This window comes from Paenibacillus sp. Soil787, assembly GCF_001429545.1.
Lineage (GTDB): Bacteria > Bacillota > Bacilli > Paenibacillales > NBRC-103111 > Paenibacillus_E.
The window spans coordinates 818,041-838,310 of the sequence record NZ_LMSP01000001.1 but is presented as its reverse complement, the minus strand read 5'-3'; the positions used below and the strand labels follow the sequence as shown (position 1 = coordinate 838,310).

Sequence of the window (20,270 nt, the reverse complement as noted above, 5' to 3'; positions counted from 1 at the left end):
AAGGCTTACCTCCATACTAAAATCTAACCGTCTTATCCCAAATAACTTCAGCTTTCGTAAGAAATCTTTTAATTTGGAAGTAAAGAGCTCTTACCAGTAGTACCATAAATAATTGTGCATACGTAAAATACATAATAACGGCTATAAAAATATTAGCGGGTGTTACTGCGCGATCAACCGTCAATGCGCTTAAGAGCTGCATTAAGTAAACAAGATAAGATTGAAACCATAAGATAAGTAACGGTGTTGTAATGTCTGTTTGGGCATGACCAAACAGTCCCATGAAGAACCAAATGTCAGAAACAATTAATAGAAAGACAAATCCGATGTAAACAAACAATTGCTGAATTGAATGGACTAATGTCCGGCCAGTGAACCATTCCTTTGTTCGGAAGCTTTTTAGAATAATATAAATGTTGCCTTCCATCCACCGTGTACGTTGTTTTAACCAAACACGAAACGTCTCTGGTTCTTGCTCCCAAGTGCGGGATTCAGGTACAATCGGAAGCAAACCTCCTGCTGCTGTTATCGTCATAGTTAGATCAGCATCTTCAGCGAGTGCATAAGGGTCCCAACCGCCATGTCTAAGCATAACTTCTCTCGAAACCAACATATTTGTTCCAGTCAATGAGCCCGTGTTGAACATAATCCAACGACCACTTTGCATTAATAACTGAAAAACTTTAAACTCAAGGGCAATCATTCGTGTAAGCCAGTTTCGCGACTCGTTGAGTGTCCATACATATCCTACAGCACCCACAGCATCTGGTACTTGTACAGCACGTTCTACTAGCAGCTTAAGAGCATCTGGTTCTGGTTGATTATCGGCGTCATAAACAGCAATATACTCCGAATTAGAAATGGATAATCCATGATTTAATACCCTGGATTTTCCACTTGGTTTTCCAGGAGGGACTTTAATATGCTTAATTCTAGGGAAAGTATTTGCATAGAACTCTGCGATTTCACCAGTTTCATCTTTTGAATTATCATTCAATAAATAAATAGTTAATTCACCGGGATACTCTAGCTTAACCATGGTATCCAATGTAGCTGCCACGACTTTGCCCTCGTTATGAGCAGGAATAAATATGCTAACACTTGGATAATGATCAAGTGGCTTAAAATTATTAGGCTTTGACCGGAATAAAATCCCGGATATTGTTAATACAGAATAAAAAACTAAGAGTAACCAAAACAAACCTGAAGTAATAATCATTAAGTTATTCATTTCTTGACCAGCCTCCCTGATATTAAGCTATTGCTGCCTTTAATACAATGGACTGGGTACTGCTCCACTCATCAGGAAGTTCAATAAGTTCTGAACTAAAAAGGTCGCTATCTATTGTAAGTTCATCTTGAAGAAAGTTTCTGAATCTGTTCTCAACAACCAGTGCACCTTCGACATTCGTGTTTTGCAGCATGATAACAATTTCCGAATTAGACATTTTTCCGACAAGATCATACTTATCCCTAACCGATTTTAGACTTGCATTGACGAAGGAATCATATAGGCTTTTAATAGCAAATTCCTTGTTGAATGTGTTTATTTTGATCTTTAGTAAATAGCCCTTTTCCGTTCTACGTCTCATTGCGATAAATATGGTTTCCATGCGATACATAAACTCGTTCATAGTTAAGATTGCTACCCCATCTTCAAACTTTTGAAGCAGATGAAGTTCTTCTCTCATCTTTGTATACTCTTGCCCATATTTAATGAGTTGTGCTACGGTCATCCATAAACATATAACTGATGACATGAACGTTAAATTTTTTAAGATAGCTTCTAATTGTAATAAGCTTCCCCATTGATTTATGTACCCTTGTATCGCAAGCCAGAAGCCTGCTCCAAGCATCTGAATGACTAACACAGCAAAACTTTGAAGGGGTCTTAAAAATAAAAAAAGAATCGCTAAAGATACAATTATTCCACTAAAAACAACGAGTTCAATTTTTTCCGAAACATTAACAAGGAGCACTAAAGAGATGACGAGTAAAATAAACATAATGATTATAAGCTTTTCGCGTTTCAAAATTCCCTCACCTTTTCGGCACTAATTTTAGGACTAATTACCTAATTATATAATCATTATAAATCATAATCTATTATTATCAACAAAATTTTACCTATTTCGCTATAAATGTCGGAAAGATTAATAATCAAAGTTGTGAATAAACTATCCTGAGCAATTACAAGGATTTAATCTAAACTCACACAAAGATGTTGAGGACAACAATTATAGTTATGAAACTTGATTGAATGCGTGGTAAATTTATTATTATCACTGAGAATTCTCATTCTGGGAACATGAAATAGATGCCTTGATAATCGCTGCGTTTCTGAAGGAATCAATTCGATCCTTATGCCCTCGCCGACCTGATTGAGGAGTAATGCCTATGATAACTTGTCTGGTTCCATGCCCGCAAGGATGGTCTGAAGCGCTCTGTACCCATCGACAAGAGGATTGGAAACAAGGTTCGTCATCTTGCTGTCATAGTTTTTTTCTAACTAAATGTCGGATTGCATAAGATCCCATAGTTTTTTCCTTATCATTTAAATGTGTCAATTAACATAACAAACAGTTTACATCTATATTGATCCATCGAAGGGGGGGTTCCATTGATCTCATTTCGTCAAGTAGAGAAGCATTACGGCGATTTTCATGTGCTCAAAGAAATTAATCTTCAGATTAAGCAGGGTGAGGTCGTTGTCGTTGTAGGTCCGTCTGGTTCGGGCAAGAGTACGCTGCTTAGGTGTATCAACCGACTGGAAACCATCACAAGCGGTGAGCTTATCGTGAATGAGTACAAGGTTAGCGATAAGAAGATGGATTTGAACAAGCTCCGTCGTGATATCGGCATGGTATTCCAGCATTTCAATCTCTATCCGCATAAGAAAGTGATCGATAACATTACGCTTGCACCGATGAAGGTGCATGGTATGGCTAAGAAAGAAGCCGAGGAGATCGCGATGTATTTCCTGGATAAGGTTGGTATTCAGGATAAGGCGTACAGTTTTCCTTCACAGTTATCTGGCGGACAGCAGCAGCGTGTGGCTATTGCAAGGGGACTGGCGATGAAGCCGAAAATTATGTTGTTTGATGAGCCCACATCAGCCTTGGATCCGGAAATGGTTGGAGAGGTTCTTGATGTCATGAAGGCGCTTGCAAATGAAGGAATGACGATGGTTGTGGTTACGCACGAGATGGGCTTTGCCCGTGAAGTAGCCGATCGTGTTGTTTTTATGGACAAAGGTCAGATTGTAGAAGAGTCACCTCCAGAGGAATTCTTCGTCAACCCTCGTGAAGAAAGAGCGAAATTATTTCTGAATCGGGTACTTAACCATTAATAAGGAGATGAACAAAACCATGATGTCAAAAAAGTGGAATTTCATGTTTATGTTAATTACGATATTCGCATTGGCGGGGTGCGGCTCTAACAGCACAAAAGGGGGCGCATCAAGCACTCCGGCTAGTTCTCCAGCAGCAAGCAGCGCTCCAAGCACTGCGAAGCCGGCAGGCGGAGCGTCCGTTCTGGATGATATTAAAAGCAGAGGCAAAATTGTCGTTGGTGTGAAATTTGATACCAAGCTATTCGGTTTGAAGAACCCGACTGGCGGGGAAGTTGAAGGCTTCGACGTCGACATTGCGAAAGCATTAGCCAAAGAAATTCTCGGCGATGAGAAGAAAATTGAGTTGAAAGAAGTAACGTCCAAGACGCGCATTCCGATGCTCGACAACAAAGAAATTGACATGATTGTTGCGACGATGACGATTACCGAAGAGCGGAAGAAACAAGTTGAGTTTTCCAATGTTTATTTTAAAGCCGGACAATCTTTGCTCGTTAAGAAAGGCAGCCCTATTAAGAGTGTAGCGGATGTTAAAAAAGGAACGAAAGTATTAGCTGTAAAAGGCTCTACTTCCGTTGCGAATATTAAAGCCAAATCTCCAGATGCCACCATCCTTGAGTTTGATAATTACCAAGATGCTTTCAGCGCCCTGAAAGCGGGTCAAGGGGACACGTTGACCACAGATAATGCCATCCTCTACGGCATGATGGTACAAGATAAGAACTTCGAAGTGGTTGGCGAACCGTTTACGGATGAGCCTTATGGTATCGCAATTAAGAAAGGCGAGACTGCTCTTACAACTGCTGTGAATGATGGACTGAAGAAGTTGGATTCAAGCGGTGAATACGCGAAAATCTACGAGAAATGGATTGGCAAAGCGCCAACCAAATAAGAGTAACAAGAATAAAAGAAGAGATGGGTGGCAGCTGCTGCCCATCTTCTGTCTATGAGGGGGGAGCGCATGCCGGATTTCTCGATTTTTACCGATTATTTTGATATCTACATGAAGGGCTTCTTCAACACGATCATTGCCAGCGTTATTGCGTTAATTGGTAGCTTTGTGCTGGGTACGATCATTGCCATTTTTCGTATTGGATCGGTGAAGCCGCTGCAATGGCTAGGGACTGCCTATGTAGAGTTCATTCGAAACATACCGCTCTTGCTTGTTGTATTCGTGTTCTTCTACGGGCTGCCGTCCATCGGCATTACCCTTAGCGGATTCGTATGCGGGACCTTAGGCCTTACGGTGTATACGGCAGCTTTTATCGCGGAAGCGATCCGAGCAGGCATTATGTCGGTGCCCAAAGGCCAATCTGAGGCTGCACAATCCTCGGGACTGACTTATGTCCAAACCATGTGGCATATCGTCCTTCCGCAAGCGATCAAAATTGTGATACCGCCGCTTAGCAATCAATTTATTAACCTCGTTAAGAACTCGTCGGTACTTGGCGTATTCGCAGGTTTTGACCTCATGTATTTCGGGGATCAGGTCGCAAGTGAGACCTATGCTACGTTCGATACCTATATCTTCGTTGCTGTGCTTTATTTGATACTCACGCTGCCGCTAAGTTACGTGGCCTTGCGTCTAGAACGTAAATTAGCTCGTACGGACTGACTTTAGAGGGAGGTGAACGAATGGATATCATGCAGGCTTTCTCAGCTGATAATGTAATGTTTGTATTTGAGGGTTTTTATATGACACTTAAAGTTGCTGCGATCTCTATTGTATTTAGCTTTATCGTGGGGTGTGTTGTCGGTACAATCAGGTATACGAAGCTGCCCGTTGTTTCACCCATTCTGGCCATAGCAGTCGAGCTTATTCGCAATTTACCACTGCTGTTAATCATATTTTTCTCGAGGTTCGCCTTGCCGGATGTAGGAATTAAACTCGGACCCATGAATGCAACGATCTTGGCTTTAACGTTATTTGAAGGCGCGATGATTGCGGAGATTGTGCGAAGCGGCCTGAATTCCATCGATAAAGGGCAGATTGAAGCCGCTAGATCTTCAGGACTAGGCTATGTGCAAACCCTTTGGCATATTGTTCTGCCTCAAGGGCTGCGCCGAATGATGCCGCCGCTCGTGAGTCAATTTATATCTCTGTTAAAAGATACGTCTCTTGCCATTGTTATTTCCTTGCCTGAACTGATGCATCATGCGAAAATAGTAATTGGACAAAGCTACAGTTATACCATTCCTATTCTATTTTTAGTGGCTATTCTGTATTTCGCTGTGAATTATGCGCTATCCTTAGCAGCCCGCAGGATGGAATCAAGATTGGTATAAGAGGAATTTAACATCCAGAAGGAGTCTTGGCATCATGTTACATGTAAGTTGGGAAATGATGATATTCATCATCATCGGTGGTTTTGTGGCGGCATATGTAGATTCAGTCGTTGGCGGAGGGGGGCTAATCGCTCTTCCGGTTCTGCTGGCAACGGGATTACCCCCGGCTGTCGCGTTAGGAACGAACAAATTGGCGGGCACCATGTCTTCCCTGACGAGTACGATTTCTTTCATGCGGTCTGGGAATGTCGATCTGAAAGCCGTACGCGGTTTGTTCTTTTTGTCTCTCTTGGGAGCTGTATGCGGAACGATGGTGCTGCGGCAAATTCCATCTGATTTCTTAAGGCCGTTGGTTGTCGTAATGCTTATATTGATCACCATCTATACTCTTTTTCGCAAAAATTGGGGGGATCTTTCTACCTTCCGCCAATTCTCAACGAAAACAGCGATGTTAATGGGCTTCGCAGCATTCGGTTTGGGCTTTTATGATGGTTTCTTCGGACCGGGGACCGGTTCCTTTCTTATTTTTGTATTTCTGATGTTAGGATTCGATTTCGTCAAAGCGGCCGGCAATTCAAAGGTACTCAATTTCGGGAGCAACGTGGCAAGTTTGGTTACTTTCATGGTTCTGGGATCCATTAATTATGGGATAGGCATCCCGATGGGAATAGCTATGGTTTGTGGATCTTTGCTGGGATCACGTACGGCGATCCGCAAAGGCTCAGCGTATGTCCGACCGCTATTTCTTACCGTTTGCATCATCCTCATTGGTAAACAGATATGGGATATCTTGTAGGGGGTGAAAGGCTGGGACGCTTAAAGAACGAAGGGCTGCAAATGCTTCTCGTCGCTATTGTGACGGCTATAGCCGGAGAATTTAAGATCACACCTTTCAGTGGCGAAATGTTTCGGATTGGTCTTGGCAGCAGCGCCTTTCTACTCAGTTTGCTTTTGATGAAGCATCTGCCTTATGTCTATACAGGTATCGTTACTGGAGTTTCTGTTCTGCTATTTCGGACGTTGGAAGATGGTATCCTATTACATGGGGCAATATCTTTCACCGCGAGCGCGCAAACGCATTTATCAGCCGCATTTTATTATATGGCCTTTGCGATTGCCATGAACTTCATTAAACGGAATTGGGACCAATTCCACCCTTTTGTTCTTGGGTTGTTCTTATCGGTTATTGATCTTATGTCCAATGAGATTGAATTGCTGGCGCGCAGCTTGATTTTTCATTCAGTGAACATGTTTACGGAGCAATTACTGTATATCACAGTTACCGCTGTCGTGCGGAGCTACTTTGTGGTTGGTATCTACAACAGTGTGAGCATTAATCAGATGCGAGTCGTGCATAATGAGCAGCAGAAGCGCATGGAACAGATGTTAAATACGAATAGCGGTTTATATGGCGAAGTATTTTACTTGCGGAAGTCGATGGATACGATTGAGCAAATAACAGCCAAGAGCCACAATTTATATGAAAAAATCAATGGCGCGGGGTTAAAAAGCTACTCTCGTACCATTTTGGAAATTACCCAGCAAATTCATGAGGTCAAAAAAGATTCGCAGCGCATCCTGGCCGGGTTGTTAAAGCTGTTCGATCGCGATTTCGCTTCCGATATGAGGCTGGCCGAAGTCGTGGAGTTCGCTATTAAGTCCAACCTGGGTTACAGTGCGATGCTTGGCAAAAAGATTCAATTCAAAAGCGACATTCAAACGGACTATTGTTCAGATCAATACCTCCCCCTTTTAACCGTAATCAATAATCTCGTGTCTAATGCCGTAGAAGCGATTGAAGATCATGGATCGATTCTCGTTAGTGCTTATGAGCAAGGTGCAGAGACAATCATAATCGTAGCCGACAATGGTGTTGGCATTTCTGAACAGGATCGAGATATGATTTTTGCACCTGGATTTACGACCAAATTCAATCAGGAGGGCTTTGCCGCGACAGGGATTGGACTCTCGCATGTGCGAGATATTGTTCATTCTTTAGGTGGAGACATTCATTTACGCTCTGACGAGCCTGGATTTCAGACCACATTTGTGATTACGATATTGACCGATACGTTGAAAATAGGAGCGTAGAGATCATGCTGTCATTCGGAATTGTTGACGATGATGCGGTAAGTAGGCTGATGCTGCAAAAGATCATTGAAAAAGGCGGTTTAGGCGAAGTCGTTGGTACGGCTGGCAGCGGGAGCGAAGGCGAGAAGGTCCTTCTGGAAACCACACCGGATGTCGTGGTCATTGATTTATTAATGCCGGATCAGGATGGCATAGAGACGATTATTCGATTGAAGGAGCAAGGTTATCAAGGAAAATACGTGATGATTTCGCAAATTGAAAATAAAGAAATGATTGGCAAGGCCTATCAAGCTGGTGTTGAGTTCTATATTCAAAAACCAATTAATAAAATTGAAGTGGAAGCGGTGCTGTCCAAGGTTAACGAGCAGTGGAACATCAGCCGCTCCTTGCAGGAGATTAAAGAATCTTTAACCAAGCTGAGTTTACTGCATACAAGCCCTGAGAGTACTCGTAAAAAACGCAGTGTCCGCGAAATTATGCAGCCCATTCTCATGGATATGGGGATCGTAGGGGACGCTGGCAGTCGCGACTTGATGGACATTATGGAACATCTTGCACAACATCATAAAGCGGAAGGAATTCCGCCGCTCAAGGAGCTTTATGAAATTGTATCCAGATGCCATAAGGTAAAGGAAGCGGATGTTGAAAAAGAAGGCAAAGCCGTCGAACAACGGATTCGCCGTACCGTCATGGGGGCATTAACCCATATCGCGAGTATCGGCTTGACGGATTACAGCAATCCGAAATTTGAGCATTATGCGCCTCTTTATTTTGAATTCCAGGATGTGCGTATGAAGATGAAAGAAATCGATGAGAACTCGAAGCCGGAGAAGGGCAAGGTCAATATTAAGAAATTTCTCCAAGTTCTCTATCTTGAGGTTACGGATAAGATGCGCAGCGAGTATTAGAGATAGGGCAGATAAAATTAGCGTAGATAAGAAACCTCAAACGGATAAATCCGAAAGGTCGTAGGAATTTTCCTGCGGCCTTTTTTTGTTTGGTTGCGCTGGGATAGGGTCTTTCAAAATTAGGAGGATCCTTTATCATGTTAATCATTAACGGTCAAAATATAAAATTCATGCTGCCTGGGAGGCTTCCACTACAGCAGTCTAAAGAGAAGGGCAGTCGGAATCTATGTATTCCGCTGCCCTTCTTTCTTCACTTTTGGGTGCCTATTCTTCATCTCATTAGTTAATATATATATAAACGATACAGATAGTATTTGCCCGTTTTTCATGTTTTTGAAGAAGTAATTGACTTTGAAAGCGTTTTGAATTAGTATTTAGGTAATAAATATATTTAATTATTAATATATTAACTAACTATCTAAATTGACTGCAAGGCCAGTGTCAGCAATTTTTTTCATTCAATTTTTAAATATTGATTCCATATTTAAAAGCGTTTTCATAGTGCCTCACAAGCGCTATTGAATAATAAAAAAATCTAGGAGGGGTTTACATGGTAGGGAAAAAAGGACTTTTATCCACTTTATCGCTTTCACTAATTGTTGGCACAACGCTTGTGGGCTGCAGCAGCAGTAAGGGCGTCGGCAAAACCGAAGCTACAGCTACCTCTGCAGCAACTGCTGCCAGCAGCAGTCAAAGCACAGAAAAGAAGGAAATGGCCTTCATGTTCAGGGGAGGCCCTGACGAGGAGAAAGCGTACAAAAAGATCGTTGAGAAATACGAAGGCAGCCACCCGGGTGTTACGGTCAAAGTCATCATGACGACTGCGGATCAATATGCGACGAAGCTGAAGGCAGCTATTACGGGAAAAAGCGTCCCTGACGTGTTCTACTATGGCCCCGGTGATCTGAGAGCCTATGTGAACAGCGGTATTTTGCTGGATATTACGAAGTATGTTGAGAGTTATAAGGATGTCGACATCAAGAACATATGGCCGACTGGCATTAATCTCTACCGTTATGACGGCAAGCAGGTAGGCCAAGGCAACATTTACGGTATGCCGAAAGATTTAGGTCCGTTCGCCCTTGGGTATAACAAGACGATGTTCCAGAAAGCGGGCATCCCGCTGCCGGACAAGAATAAGCCGTACACTTGGGATGAGTTTATCAAAGTGAACCAGCAGCTGACCAAGGATACGAATGGCGACGGCAAGCTGGATCAATGGGGAACAGGCTTCAATGTCAATTGGTCCTTGCAAAGCTTTGTATGGAGCAATGGCGCGGACTGGCTCGATTCGACGAAAACGAAAGTGGCGATTGACGATCCGAAGTTCGCCGAAGCGCTGCAATATTTCGCTGATATGCAAAACAAATACAAAATCACGCCTTCGATTGCCGAAGCGCAAACGCTCGATACGTATCAACGCTGGATGAAAGGACAGATGGCCTTCTTCCCGGTAGGTCCATGGGATATGAGCACGTATGAGAAGCTGCCGTTTGAATACGATTTGATTCCGTACCCGGCAGGCTCGACCGGCAAAACGGCAACTTGGTTAGGCTCCCTCGGCATTGGTGTATCCAGCAAAACGAAGTATCCGCAAGAAGCGGCCGAGCTTGTTATGGCGCTGACAGCCTCCAAAGAAGGGATGAAGGAGCTTGTTGACGCCAAGGTTCAAATTCCGAATTTGATGGATATGGCAAAAGACTGGGCTGCCGATACGTCCACAAAACCGGCCAATAAACAAGAGTTCATGAAAATCGTTCAGGATTACGGAAGAGGGCTTCCGGGCAACTATACCTACAATGAAGAATGGTATCAGCTTTTCTTCACGGATATTCAGCCTGTGATGGACGGCAAAGTAACGGCTGCAGACTACGTGAAGCAGGAACAGCCAAAAATGCAAAAGCTTCTGGATAAAGCGATCGAACAAGAGAAAAAAACAACGAAATAAGGCAAAGCAAATGCGGGTATTTAACCCGATTGAAATGATGTTAGTTGCTATTGTGAGCAGCAAGGCAGCTAACATCATTTTCCTATCGAATTCATCAGGGGTGAAATATGAAAACCAAATCCAAGCTCTACCGCAAAGAGATGTATAACGGATATTTATTTATCCTTCCGCCAGTTCTTGGATTTCTATTATTCGGTCTATTTCCGGTGGTCTACTCGTTTTACGGCTCTTTTACGGACTGGGACGGGTTAGGACATATGGATTTTATCGGTTTGGGCAACTACAAGGATATTTTCACGGATGAACTGTTTTATAAAGCCATGTTTAACACGTTATTTATGATGCTTGGCATTCCGGTCGGAATCTTCATGTCCTTGATGCTTGCATTAGGCTTGAACCGCAGAATACCGGGAACGACGGTTTTTCGCGTTGTTTATTATATTCCGGTCATTTCTTCTCTGGCGGCGATCTCCATCTTGTGGCAATGGGCGTATAACGGCGACTATGGTCTTGTTAATCAGTTTTTGGATCTCTTCGGCATTAAGGGCCCGAACTGGTTGATGGATAAATATACAGTGAAACCTGCGATTATGATCATGGCGATCTGGAAGGGCTTGGGCTTCTCCATGCTTCTGTATTTGGCTGCGCTTCAGAGTATTCCTAAGGACTACTACGAAGCCGCACAGCTCGATGGCGCGAATGCACTGCAAACGCTGAGAAAGATTACTTGGCCGATGGTCAAACCTGTCACCTTCTTTATCGTAGTCACCAGCATCATCGGGGGCTCGCAGATTTTTATCGAGGTCAACATCATGACGTCTACCGGGGGGGCGGAATACAGCTCAGCTTCGGTTGTGTTTTATGTATTCCAAAAAGCTTTTGGCAATCTGCAAATGGGCTATGCATCCGCTATGGCGGTCATACTGGGCGTTTTCATATTTATCGTTACGCTGATTCAATTCAAAATGAACGAAAGAACGTCCTATGATATCGATTAAATCCGGCGTGAAAGGAGTGTAGCAGGCATGCAAACAACTAAACGAAAAATAACGAACTTCTTTATATTTATTATTTTATCTATCGGCGGTATCTTCATGGTTGCCCCATTGCTTTGGATGGCATCGACTTCATTTAAATCCAGAGATGATGTATTTGCCTTGCCGCCCAAATGGATACCGGATCCGTTTCATTTTGAGAAGTATAGCGAGATTTGGGAAAAGGGACCTTTACTTAGCGGGTTTGAAAACAGTTTGATTGTTGCCCTTTCGGTAACGATCGTTGGTACGCTTATATCAAGTCTGGCGGCCTTTGCCTTCTCAAAACTGAAATTTCCTCACAAGAATAAACTCTTCTTGATGCTGATCGCTTCCATTATGATTCCTTACCCGGTTGTGATGATTCCGCAGTTTATGATGTTTTCGAAAATCGGATGGGTCGATACGCTGCTGCCGCTCATTATTCCCGGACTTTTTGGGAACGTGGCGATGATCTTCTTCTTGCGCCAGTTTTTGACCAGCATTCCGAATGCGCTTGTGGAAGCGGCCAAAATCGACGGGTCTTCCTATTTCGGCATTTTCTCGAAAGTGATATTTCCCTTAATGGCGCCAGGGGTCGCGGCTCAGTTGATTTTATGGTTTATGGCGATCTGGAACGATTATTTGGGGCCGATCATTTATTTGAATTCGCCGGAAAAACAAACGCTGCAATTGGTGATTGCCAATTTCAACGCCGCTTATGCGATTCAAACGGATTATCCGTTGATCATGGCGGCGTCGACGATTGCGCTGCTGCCTGTTCTGATCGTATTTATTGTGTTCCAGAGACAGATTATCGAGTCTGTTGCGATTTCCGGTATTAAAGGTTAACAAAGCTTTTCAGTTTTATGCTTAATAGATTAATAGATATATACCCAGGAGAACGGAGATTAACATCATGAACAAATTGAAAGACACGAATTTATATGCAAATCCGCTTATTGAGCAGCGCGCCGATCCATGGATCTATAAGCATACCGATGGAGCCTATTATTTCACGGCTTCCGTCCCGGAGTACGACCGCATTGAGCTTCGCCGTGCCGAGGCGATTTCTTCTCTAAGCAAGGCCGAGGCAGCAGTCATTTGGAGGAAACGTTCAGAAGGTAAGCTAAGCTCACATATTTGGGCGCCGGAGCTGCATAATATCGATGGCGCTTGGTATGTATATTTTGCGGCTGCCAGAACCGGAGCCAATGGGGAAGGTTTTTTTGATCACCGCATGTATGTGTTGGAATGCAAGTCAGAGGACCCGCTAACGGGAGAGTGGACGGAAAAAGGTCAAATCCATACCGATTGGGAATCGTTCTCCCTGGATGCAACGACTTTTGAACATCATGGCCAGCAGTATCTGGTTTGGGCGCAAAGTGATCCGAACATTCCGGGAAACTCGAATCTGTATATTGCGCAGATGGAGAATCCGTGGACGATTAAAAGTCCTCAGGTTATGCTGACCAAGCCTGAGCTGCCTTGGGAGACCATTGGCTTCCTGGTCAACGAGGGGGCGGCTGTGCTTAAGCGCAACGGAAAAATATTTATTACCTATTCCGCCAGCGCGACAGATCATAATTATTGCATGGGCATGATTAGCATACCCGATACGAAAGACGTCCTGAACCCGGATAACTGGAGCAAATCGCAGACTCCTGTGTTTGCAACCTGTGAGCCAAACGGACAATATGGACCGGGACACAATAGCTTCACCGTGTCGGAGGATGGCGAGGATCTGATCGTCTATCATGCGAGAAATTACAAGGAGATCGTAGGTGATCCGCTCTATGATTTCAATCGGCATACGCGGGTTCAAGGTTTTACCTGGAATGCGGATGGCACGCCTAACTTCGGCGTTCCAAGAGCGGATAACGTGGAAGGCAGATAAGGTGAGCTAGAAAAACGCGGCTGTCCCAAAAGGGAATGACGGAGCGCTGCAACCGCTCTGTACGAAGGGGAACAGCCAAAATAAAACGAAGGAGCTATCCCTCAGGTCCTCATAGACCTTTCGGGACAGCTCCTTTGTTCTTTGTCCTTATTTACTCTTCTGTCTGTGGCTTATTGTAGTAAAGCCGCAGGACAATATCCTGATTGTAATTGCCGAAGCCTTTGCCGAACAAAGTAACTCCACCGACGTTCTCCGATTCCTTTTCTGCGCAAATCTTTAAGGTCCACTGACGATCCCATACGTTCACTTGCTCGAGTGTAACATCGGATAAACGGTTGCCGTCCATGAAGGTGCCGTCCGAAGAAATGCTCAGGTGCTTGAGCAATCCGTACTGGTTGACGTCTTCCGGCCACCAAGATGGGCTATATTTTCCCCGTTTATCGCCGAAATCTCCAGGGCTCGTCCAAGTACCCAGCTTAATCTTGTTCAAGTAAAACGTAATATCTGAAGGCCAATTGTTATTCGTCAAAGGAGCCTCTGAAGATATTTCCATGGAAATGACCAGTTTCTGCGGGTTCTGAGTGGATAATAGGAAATTAGGGATTTTATATTCGACAAACCCTTCGCTAAACCAAAGAATTTTTGCGTGAAAACGCTCTGAATCCAGAAAGTAACGAGGATCGTCCACTTCTCCTATGAATCTCTCGGTTGTAGCTATTCCGCATGTCGGTTCCACCATGAAATCGGTATAATGACCGATTGATAATACGCTTTCGTGGTATTCCCGGATATTCTCCGGCTTCAATGGGAAAAGAATCTCAGCCTGCTCTACCTGAAGGGTGCACATCTTTTGTGCGCCTCCTTTGCCAGGCAGCATATCGGTTCTGATGACACCGGCTTTCTCCAGCTTCTTGACGTGCATCGTCATAATTGCGCTGCTTAAACCGAGTGCATCCGCCAACTCGCGAAGATTCATAGACCGATTGGCCAAGAGTTGTATGATGTTGAGCCGGACACTGCTGGCCATGGCTTCGTAGAAAGGGAGTGATTTTTCAGTAGCATCCAGTTCCATTTGTTCTTCTCCCAAAAAGTTGTTAGTTTGATTTTTGTCGAAAACATTAACAATAACGTAACATTAATATTAACATTAATGTTAATGCAAAAATATGAATTATGCAAATATAGTTTTCATCTCTTTTTATAAACGTGGCTTCCCCAAACAGCAACGCCGTCTTTGGACAAAGCCGTGAAGGTCATCACATTCCGTAAAATTCCGTTATCCCACTGGCGCAAGAAAATGCCTGAATAGCTAACACCATCGATTGTAAGTTCGGCCGAGTGATCGCTGGTGAGCTTCCATTTGCCGCTTACATTTCCTGAGATGCTGCCGTCTTCGGACAGTTGAATCACGACCGGCTCTTTCACCTCGGCTGAAATGCTTTTTCCGTGGTTTACCAAATTATATTCCCCGGCGATTTCTTTATTGGCATACTTGCCGGCAGTTTCGCCAGCATACCGGTGCGGAGCGACGACAGGCCAGCCTTCCGGATTCATAAACATTTGATGGACCCTAACCTCATGCGCTTCTCCACTGGAAGGGAACCGGGTGTGGAAAATAAGGAAATACCGGCCGCTTTTGCCGTCATAGTAAGCAGAATTATGTCCGGGAGAAACATAAGCCGTTCCCATACCGGGCAATTCGCCCTCAACATTTTCCAAATTAACGTTACCCATCAGCTTCGCCCCGAAAGGCTCGATAGACCGATCATCGAACAAGGTTCCGGGTTTACCGTGAGCATCGAGCATATCGTTCCCTGATGTGTCATAATAGGGACCGTCAGGTTTCTTGGAGCGGGCCACCCGGATATTGTAACCGCCATTTACGTCCAGACCGCCGTAGGAAAGAAACAAATAGTAGTAGTCCGTATCCGGGCTGTACATGATATAAGGTCCTTCAATCCGGCTGTGATTGCCGCCGAGCAGCTTTTTGCCATATCCCTGGTTCGGGTAAGGGAGTCCCGTTTTGGGATCCATTTTCAGCATATAAATGCCGCCGGAGTAGGACCCGTAAACCATCCACAGGTTCTTGTCCTTGTCAAAAAATGTGTTGGGATCTACCGTATTCGGGTGCATGGTCGCATCATAGACGGTTCCGTCTTCGCTGGGCTGTCCCCACATGCCGGATTTCAAGAAGATGCCCTTATCCTTATATGGACCTTCGATGTTGTCCGCGACGGCAACGCCGAGAGCCGATCTTGGCGAGTCGCCTTTGCAAGCATCGTAATACATGTAAAATTTACCGTCATCCAATTGGACAACGTCAGGCGCCCAGAGGGTATCCGACTGTGCCCAATCAAAGGTAGCTTTCAGCTCTTCTTTGACATTCGGTATTAACTTGTTTCCATTCTGCACGCCTGAAGAAATTTGCGTCCAATTCATCAAGTCATCCGATTTCGCCGAAGCCAAATGGGAACCGAAAACGTAAAACGTATCTTTCACCTTAATGACGGAGGGATCGTGAACGGATACGTTTTGAAAAGCGGGAGGCTTTTCGGGAAAAGTATGGCTGCATGATGTTAATAAAAATATGGATAATAGAAAAGTGGTAACTTTAGCTGCTGGTATCAAAATCAATTGCGCCTCCTCTCGATATAGACTAAATGATGATCTATTTTCCCAGTGTAGTCAATAATAAAAATATTAAATTATTAATATTTATTTTAACATATTTCCTTGCATTTAGTATTAATTTAGTTATAAAATTGTTACGAATACAACATCGCGGAAAGGAGTCATATGAATCATTTAGGAATCATTCTCAACAAGCTAATTGTATGCGCTTTCAACTGGTATCAAAAAAAAGGAGGAGTTTTATGCATAGAAATACATTTCGAAAGTTGTCATCAGTTGCAATGACCTTATTAATAGCGTCTAGCTTAATTGTACCTAGTACTGTCTTTGCTGAGGAAACCAGTCCATCGGTACAGCTAAAAGAGCCTAAAGCCAGAGTGTCTGTACACGACCCTTCTGTCGTTAAGGACGGTAACACGTATTACGTGTTCGGTTCCCATATTGAGGCGGCCAAGTCAACCGATTTAAAAAATTGGACCCGATTCACGAATGGCTATACGACGCCAGGCAATACGCTTTTTGGAGATTTATCGAAAAATCTGGCAGGCTCTTTTGTATGGGCAGGCGAAAACGATGGCGATAGCTTGGGGGGATATGCCGTATGGGCTCCCGATGCTTTATGGAATCCGGACTATATCAACTCGGACGGAACAAAAGGCGCTTATTTGGTCTACTATTGCACATCTTCAACCTATAAGCGCTCCGCGATTGGTTATGCGGTTTCCAAAAATATAGAAGGACCCTATACCTATGTGGATACCATTGTCTATTCCGGCATTACAAGCGTGAATAATTATGACGGCAAGTCAAGCACCGGCGCCATTACTCTTAATAGCGCTCCAACGAGCTATAGTAAAATAAATACCAAATATTCGAATACGAATATTCAAAAACTCATTAGTAATGGGACATTAGCAGGTCCAAGATCCAGTTGGTTTAACAATGACGGTTCTTATAATACAAGTTCTTTTCCAAATGCTATTGATCCCGGCTTGTTCTATGATAAGGATGGGAAACTATGGATGGCGTACGGTTCATGGTCCGGAGGCATTTTTGTCCTGCAAATCGATAAAACTACAGGTAAAGCCATCTATCCGGGGCAGGACACCGGCAGTCCTTTTACCGACCGATATTTTGGAACGAAAATTGCAGGCGGATATGGCAAGTCAGGTGAAGGTCCTTTTGTCGTATACGATAAGGATACAGGCTACTATTACCTGTATGTAACTTACGGAGGGCTAAATGCAACCGGCGGTTATAATATGAGAATGTTCAGGTCGGTTAAGCCGGACGGCCCTTATGTAGATGGCAGTGGGAAAAATGCTGTTTTACCTTCCAATACAGACAATTCCCCCTATGGCATAAAGCTTATGGGCAACTACAAATTCAGCAGCATAAGTTCAGGTTACAGATCGCCCGGTCATAATTCTTCCTTCATCGATTCAGACGGCCAGATGTATCTTCTTTATCACACCAGATTTGATAATGGTACAGAATATCATGAAGTAAGAGTACATCAGATGTTCATTAATGAAGACGGTTGGCCTGTAGTGGCTCCTTACGAAAATAATGGTGACGCCATTTCTCAGACCGGTTATGGGATGGATGAAATTGCCGGTACTTATGAATTTATTAATCATGGTACATCCAATAGCGGCGCTTCCATGCTCCCTACATTACAAGTAAACTTGAATAAAGACTATACGATCACCGGTGATATAACAGGGACATGGAGTATGACGAACGGTTCCTATTACATGAAAATTGTTTATAATGGCATCACGTATAAAGGTGTATTCTTTAAACAAAACGATGAATCCAAATATGACTCCAAGGTTATGACATTTAGCGCTGTTGGCAGCAACAATCAGGTTATTTGGGGAAGTAAGTATATAGATGACCGTATGGCAGTTCAGATTGCGGCTAATAATTTGCGGGATCAAATTCCGGGTACTGTAAGAGGAGATATCGCCTTATCTGCAGCAGGTGACTATGGTACAACCATTGCATGGTCATCCAGCGATAAGTATCTACTTGCTCCGACAGGTGCGGTGAATCGTCTTGATGAGGATGTGCCGGTTACGTTAACAGCACGAGTCACGAAAGGTACTGCATCGGCAGAGCAATCTTTTTCAACGACTGTAAAGGGGAAATCATACGCACTCAATGAGAAGCCGATTTACCAATATGATTTTGAGTCAGTGAATAATTCGGCTGTAGTCAACAACGGAAGTAAATCGGGAAATGCCACTTTATCCGGTACGGCTTCAATTGCAAAGGATGGCCAAAGAGGTAATGTACTGCAGCTCACCAATGCAGCTAAAGCCATTAAAGCCAATTATCTTGCTTTGCCGGCGGATACCTTCGATGGCATGACAGAAAACGGATTCACTGTAGGCATGTGGGTAAATGCTGATACTTTGAGCCCCAACTACTGGCCGCACAGCGCTTTATTTGAAGCCAATGCAGGAGGTCAAAATGCATATCCGGTAACAAGAATAAGCGCCAACTTATTCGGCAGAATTAATTCCAACGGCGCGTGGGCGGATGCAACGGCCATTTCAAAATCATTGACAGGGAACACATGGCAGTATGTAACCTATACAGTAAATTCACAAGGTATTGCCGTATATTTAGACGGTATCAAAGTTGGAACTGCACATACGGATTTAACGCAAAGCTTTTCCAATAATTCGCTTTCCGCTGCTAAGGATGTAAGAGTTGGAAGCGGCAACATTTGGGGCGATGCCGATATCGCATCTGCGAAATTTGACAATGTGGCTGTATATAATCGCGCATTAACAGAAGACGAGGTAGATGCCTTATACAATAAGGAAAGCTTAAACTTTGTATTGGACAAATCAGGACTTGTAAAAGCTTTGTTATCAGCTTCCAATGAGCTCAATAGCGATGTAGAAGGAGATAAGGCTTCATTGCAAACGGCAATAACAGCAGCGGAAACGGTACTAACAAGTACCGCGATAACATCCCAGAAGGATATAGATGCAGCAGTAATCGCGCTGAACACTGCCATAGAAAATTTTAGAGAGATTAGCACAGTGACTATAACAGTGGATAACACTGCGGTTGCTAAAACGAAAACGGTAAACCTAAGCTTAACGGCAAAAGACCAGTTCGGCGTAACCATAGGGCTCAGAGATGCTAAAATCGAGTATTTCAGCAGTAATCCGCAAATAGTATCTATTCAGGATGGAGTCATTACAGCGAATGAGATCGGGAGTGCAGAAATTGCGATATATGTGACAACGCAAACCGGCAGGGTAATCAAATCTAATACCATCGCGGTACAAGTTCTGCCGATATTGGAAAAAGTAAGGGTGATGTCTGATAAAAGCTTTTTAAAAGCAGGTGCCACAGCACAATTGTCTATTGAAGGCTTTATGACAGGTGGAACACAGGCAGATTTGAGTAAGGCGCAAATCACATACACTAGCGATAATAAGCAAATAGCAGCGGTAGATCACAATGGAGTCGTGACTCCGGTAAGTGAAGGACCCGTGTATATTAAGGTTTCGGTAAGCTTGGATGATATAACCAGAGAAGAAAGCGTTGAATTGGTTATGGATTATACGCCGCCGGCCATCACCGTTACCGGGCTGGTGTATGGCACACTCAGCGATGCCGGAGATATGACGCCGACCATTGCGCTAAGTGATGACTTGTCTGGAGTTGACACCAGCAAGACAACGGTGACGTTGGATTCGAATGAAGATCAGCAAGGGACAACAATCCCTCTGTATACGTTGCCGCTTGGTTCACATACGCTTATTGTTACGGCGACTGATTTGGCAGGGAACACTGGCAGCAAAGCCGTATCGTTCCAAACCACGACAAGTATCGAGTCATTGCAGGCATTGATAACACGCTTTGCGAATGCCGGGTGGATCGATAATGCGGGTATCGCGAACAGCTTGCAGAAGAAATTGGCCGCGAACAATTTGGATGGTTTTGCGAGCGAAGTGAAGGCGCAAAACGGTAAACACATTTTAAGTCAAGCAGCAAACTACTTGCTCCGGGATGCCCAATATTTGTTTCAGAAATAATAAGGCTTACCCCCTTTAGAAAAGATATGAAATAAGCCGCTTATCTCAGTAATGAGGTTGGCGGCTTGTATCATATGTATAGT

General features: G+C 43.9%; 17 protein-coding genes. 13 read left to right on the top strand and 4 right to left on the bottom strand.

Annotated elements, in window-relative coordinates; genetic code table 11:
* Positions 1-16: 16 nt before the first annotated feature.
* Together ASG93_RS03330 and ASG93_RS03325 are read right to left on the bottom strand one after the other, a co-directional pair.
* Positions 17-1,231 carry a glycosyltransferase family 2 protein gene (locus ASG93_RS03330; protein ID WP_056828789.1) on the bottom strand — a complete coding sequence of 405 codons (1,215 nt, stop codon included), beginning with the start codon at positions 1,229-1,231 and terminating at the stop codon, positions 17-19.
* A gap of 22 nt (positions 1,232-1,253) precedes the next feature.
* Positions 1,254-2,033, bottom strand: a complete 780-nt coding sequence (locus ASG93_RS03325; protein ID WP_056828787.1) for a hypothetical protein — start codon at positions 2,031-2,033, stop codon at positions 1,254-1,256.
* A gap of 587 nt (positions 2,034-2,620) precedes the next feature.
* Here ASG93_RS03325 and ASG93_RS03320 point away from each other — a divergent pair.
* From ASG93_RS03320 to ASG93_RS03270, 12 genes are all read left to right on the top strand, one after another.
* The gene (locus ASG93_RS03320) at positions 2,621-3,349 is read left to right on the top strand and encodes an amino acid ABC transporter ATP-binding protein (RefSeq protein WP_056828785.1); all 729 of its coding nucleotides are present in this window, start codon (positions 2,621-2,623) and stop codon (positions 3,347-3,349) included.
* A gap of 19 nt (positions 3,350-3,368) precedes the next feature.
* Positions 3,369-4,241 (top strand): glutamate ABC transporter substrate-binding protein, encoded by an 873-nt coding sequence (locus tag ASG93_RS03315; protein ID WP_056828783.1) that lies wholly within the window; start codon positions 3,369-3,371, stop codon positions 4,239-4,241.
* A gap of 69 nt (positions 4,242-4,310) precedes the next feature.
* The gene (locus tag ASG93_RS03310) at positions 4,311-4,964 is read left to right on the top strand and encodes an amino acid ABC transporter permease (protein ID WP_056828781.1); all 654 of its coding nucleotides are present in this window, start codon (positions 4,311-4,313) and stop codon (positions 4,962-4,964) included.
* A 20-nt stretch (positions 4,965-4,984) separates the two neighbouring features.
* Positions 4,985-5,635: an amino acid ABC transporter permease gene (locus ASG93_RS03305; protein ID WP_056828779.1), complete on the top strand. Its 651-nt coding sequence runs from the start codon at positions 4,985-4,987 to the stop codon at positions 5,633-5,635.
* 34 nt (positions 5,636-5,669) lie between these two features.
* Positions 5,670-6,431 carry a TSUP family transporter gene (locus ASG93_RS03300; protein WP_056828777.1) on the top strand — a complete coding sequence of 254 codons (762 nt, stop codon included), beginning with the start codon at positions 5,670-5,672 and terminating at the stop codon, positions 6,429-6,431.
* On the top strand, positions 6,416-7,726 hold the full coding sequence (locus tag ASG93_RS03295; protein ID WP_056828775.1) for a sensor histidine kinase: 1,311 nt from the start codon (positions 6,416-6,418) through the stop codon (positions 7,724-7,726). The genes ASG93_RS03300 and ASG93_RS03295 overlap by 16 nt, the downstream gene beginning before the upstream one ends.
* A 5-nt stretch (positions 7,727-7,731) precedes the next feature.
* Positions 7,732-8,634: a response regulator gene (locus ASG93_RS03290; protein ID WP_082614670.1), complete on the top strand. Its 903-nt coding sequence runs from the start codon at positions 7,732-7,734 to the stop codon at positions 8,632-8,634.
* 137 nt (positions 8,635-8,771) lie between these two features.
* Positions 8,772-8,921: a hypothetical protein gene (locus ASG93_RS34795; RefSeq protein WP_156410771.1), complete on the top strand. Its 150-nt coding sequence runs from the start codon at positions 8,772-8,774 to the stop codon at positions 8,919-8,921.
* Between the two features lie 263 nt (positions 8,922-9,184).
* The gene (locus ASG93_RS03285) at positions 9,185-10,582 is read left to right on the top strand and encodes an ABC transporter substrate-binding protein (RefSeq protein ID WP_056828771.1); all 1,398 of its coding nucleotides are present in this window, start codon (positions 9,185-9,187) and stop codon (positions 10,580-10,582) included.
* A 107-nt stretch (positions 10,583-10,689) separates the two neighbouring features.
* The gene (locus ASG93_RS34790) at positions 10,690-11,580 is read left to right on the top strand and encodes a carbohydrate ABC transporter permease (protein ID WP_056828769.1); all 891 of its coding nucleotides are present in this window, start codon (positions 10,690-10,692) and stop codon (positions 11,578-11,580) included.
* Between the two features lie 27 nt (positions 11,581-11,607).
* Positions 11,608-12,447 carry a carbohydrate ABC transporter permease gene (locus tag ASG93_RS34785; protein ID WP_056828767.1) on the top strand — a complete coding sequence of 280 codons (840 nt, stop codon included), beginning with the start codon at positions 11,608-11,610 and terminating at the stop codon, positions 12,445-12,447.
* 67 nt (positions 12,448-12,514) lie between these two features.
* Positions 12,515-13,492 (top strand): family 43 glycosylhydrolase, encoded by a 978-nt coding sequence (locus tag ASG93_RS03270; protein WP_056828765.1) that lies wholly within the window; start codon positions 12,515-12,517, stop codon positions 13,490-13,492.
* Positions 13,493-13,643: 151 nt separating this feature from the next.
* Here the strand turns inward: ASG93_RS03270 and ASG93_RS03265 are convergent, their stop codons facing one another.
* Entirely contained in the window at positions 13,644-14,564 is a 921-nt protein-coding gene (locus ASG93_RS03265; RefSeq protein WP_056828764.1) for an ArsR family transcriptional regulator, read from the bottom strand.
* 116 nt (positions 14,565-14,680) lie between these two features.
* Positions 14,681-16,120: a glycoside hydrolase family 43 protein gene (locus ASG93_RS03260; protein WP_056829297.1), complete on the bottom strand. Its 1,440-nt coding sequence runs from the start codon at positions 16,118-16,120 to the stop codon at positions 14,681-14,683.
* A gap of 245 nt (positions 16,121-16,365) precedes the next feature.
* Here ASG93_RS03260 and ASG93_RS03255 point away from each other — a divergent pair, with 245 nt between their 5' ends.
* Positions 16,366-20,187 carry a family 43 glycosylhydrolase gene (locus tag ASG93_RS03255; RefSeq protein ID WP_063891747.1) on the top strand — a complete coding sequence of 1,274 codons (3,822 nt, stop codon included), beginning with the start codon at positions 16,366-16,368 and terminating at the stop codon, positions 20,185-20,187.
* Positions 20,188-20,270: the final 83 nt, after the last annotated feature.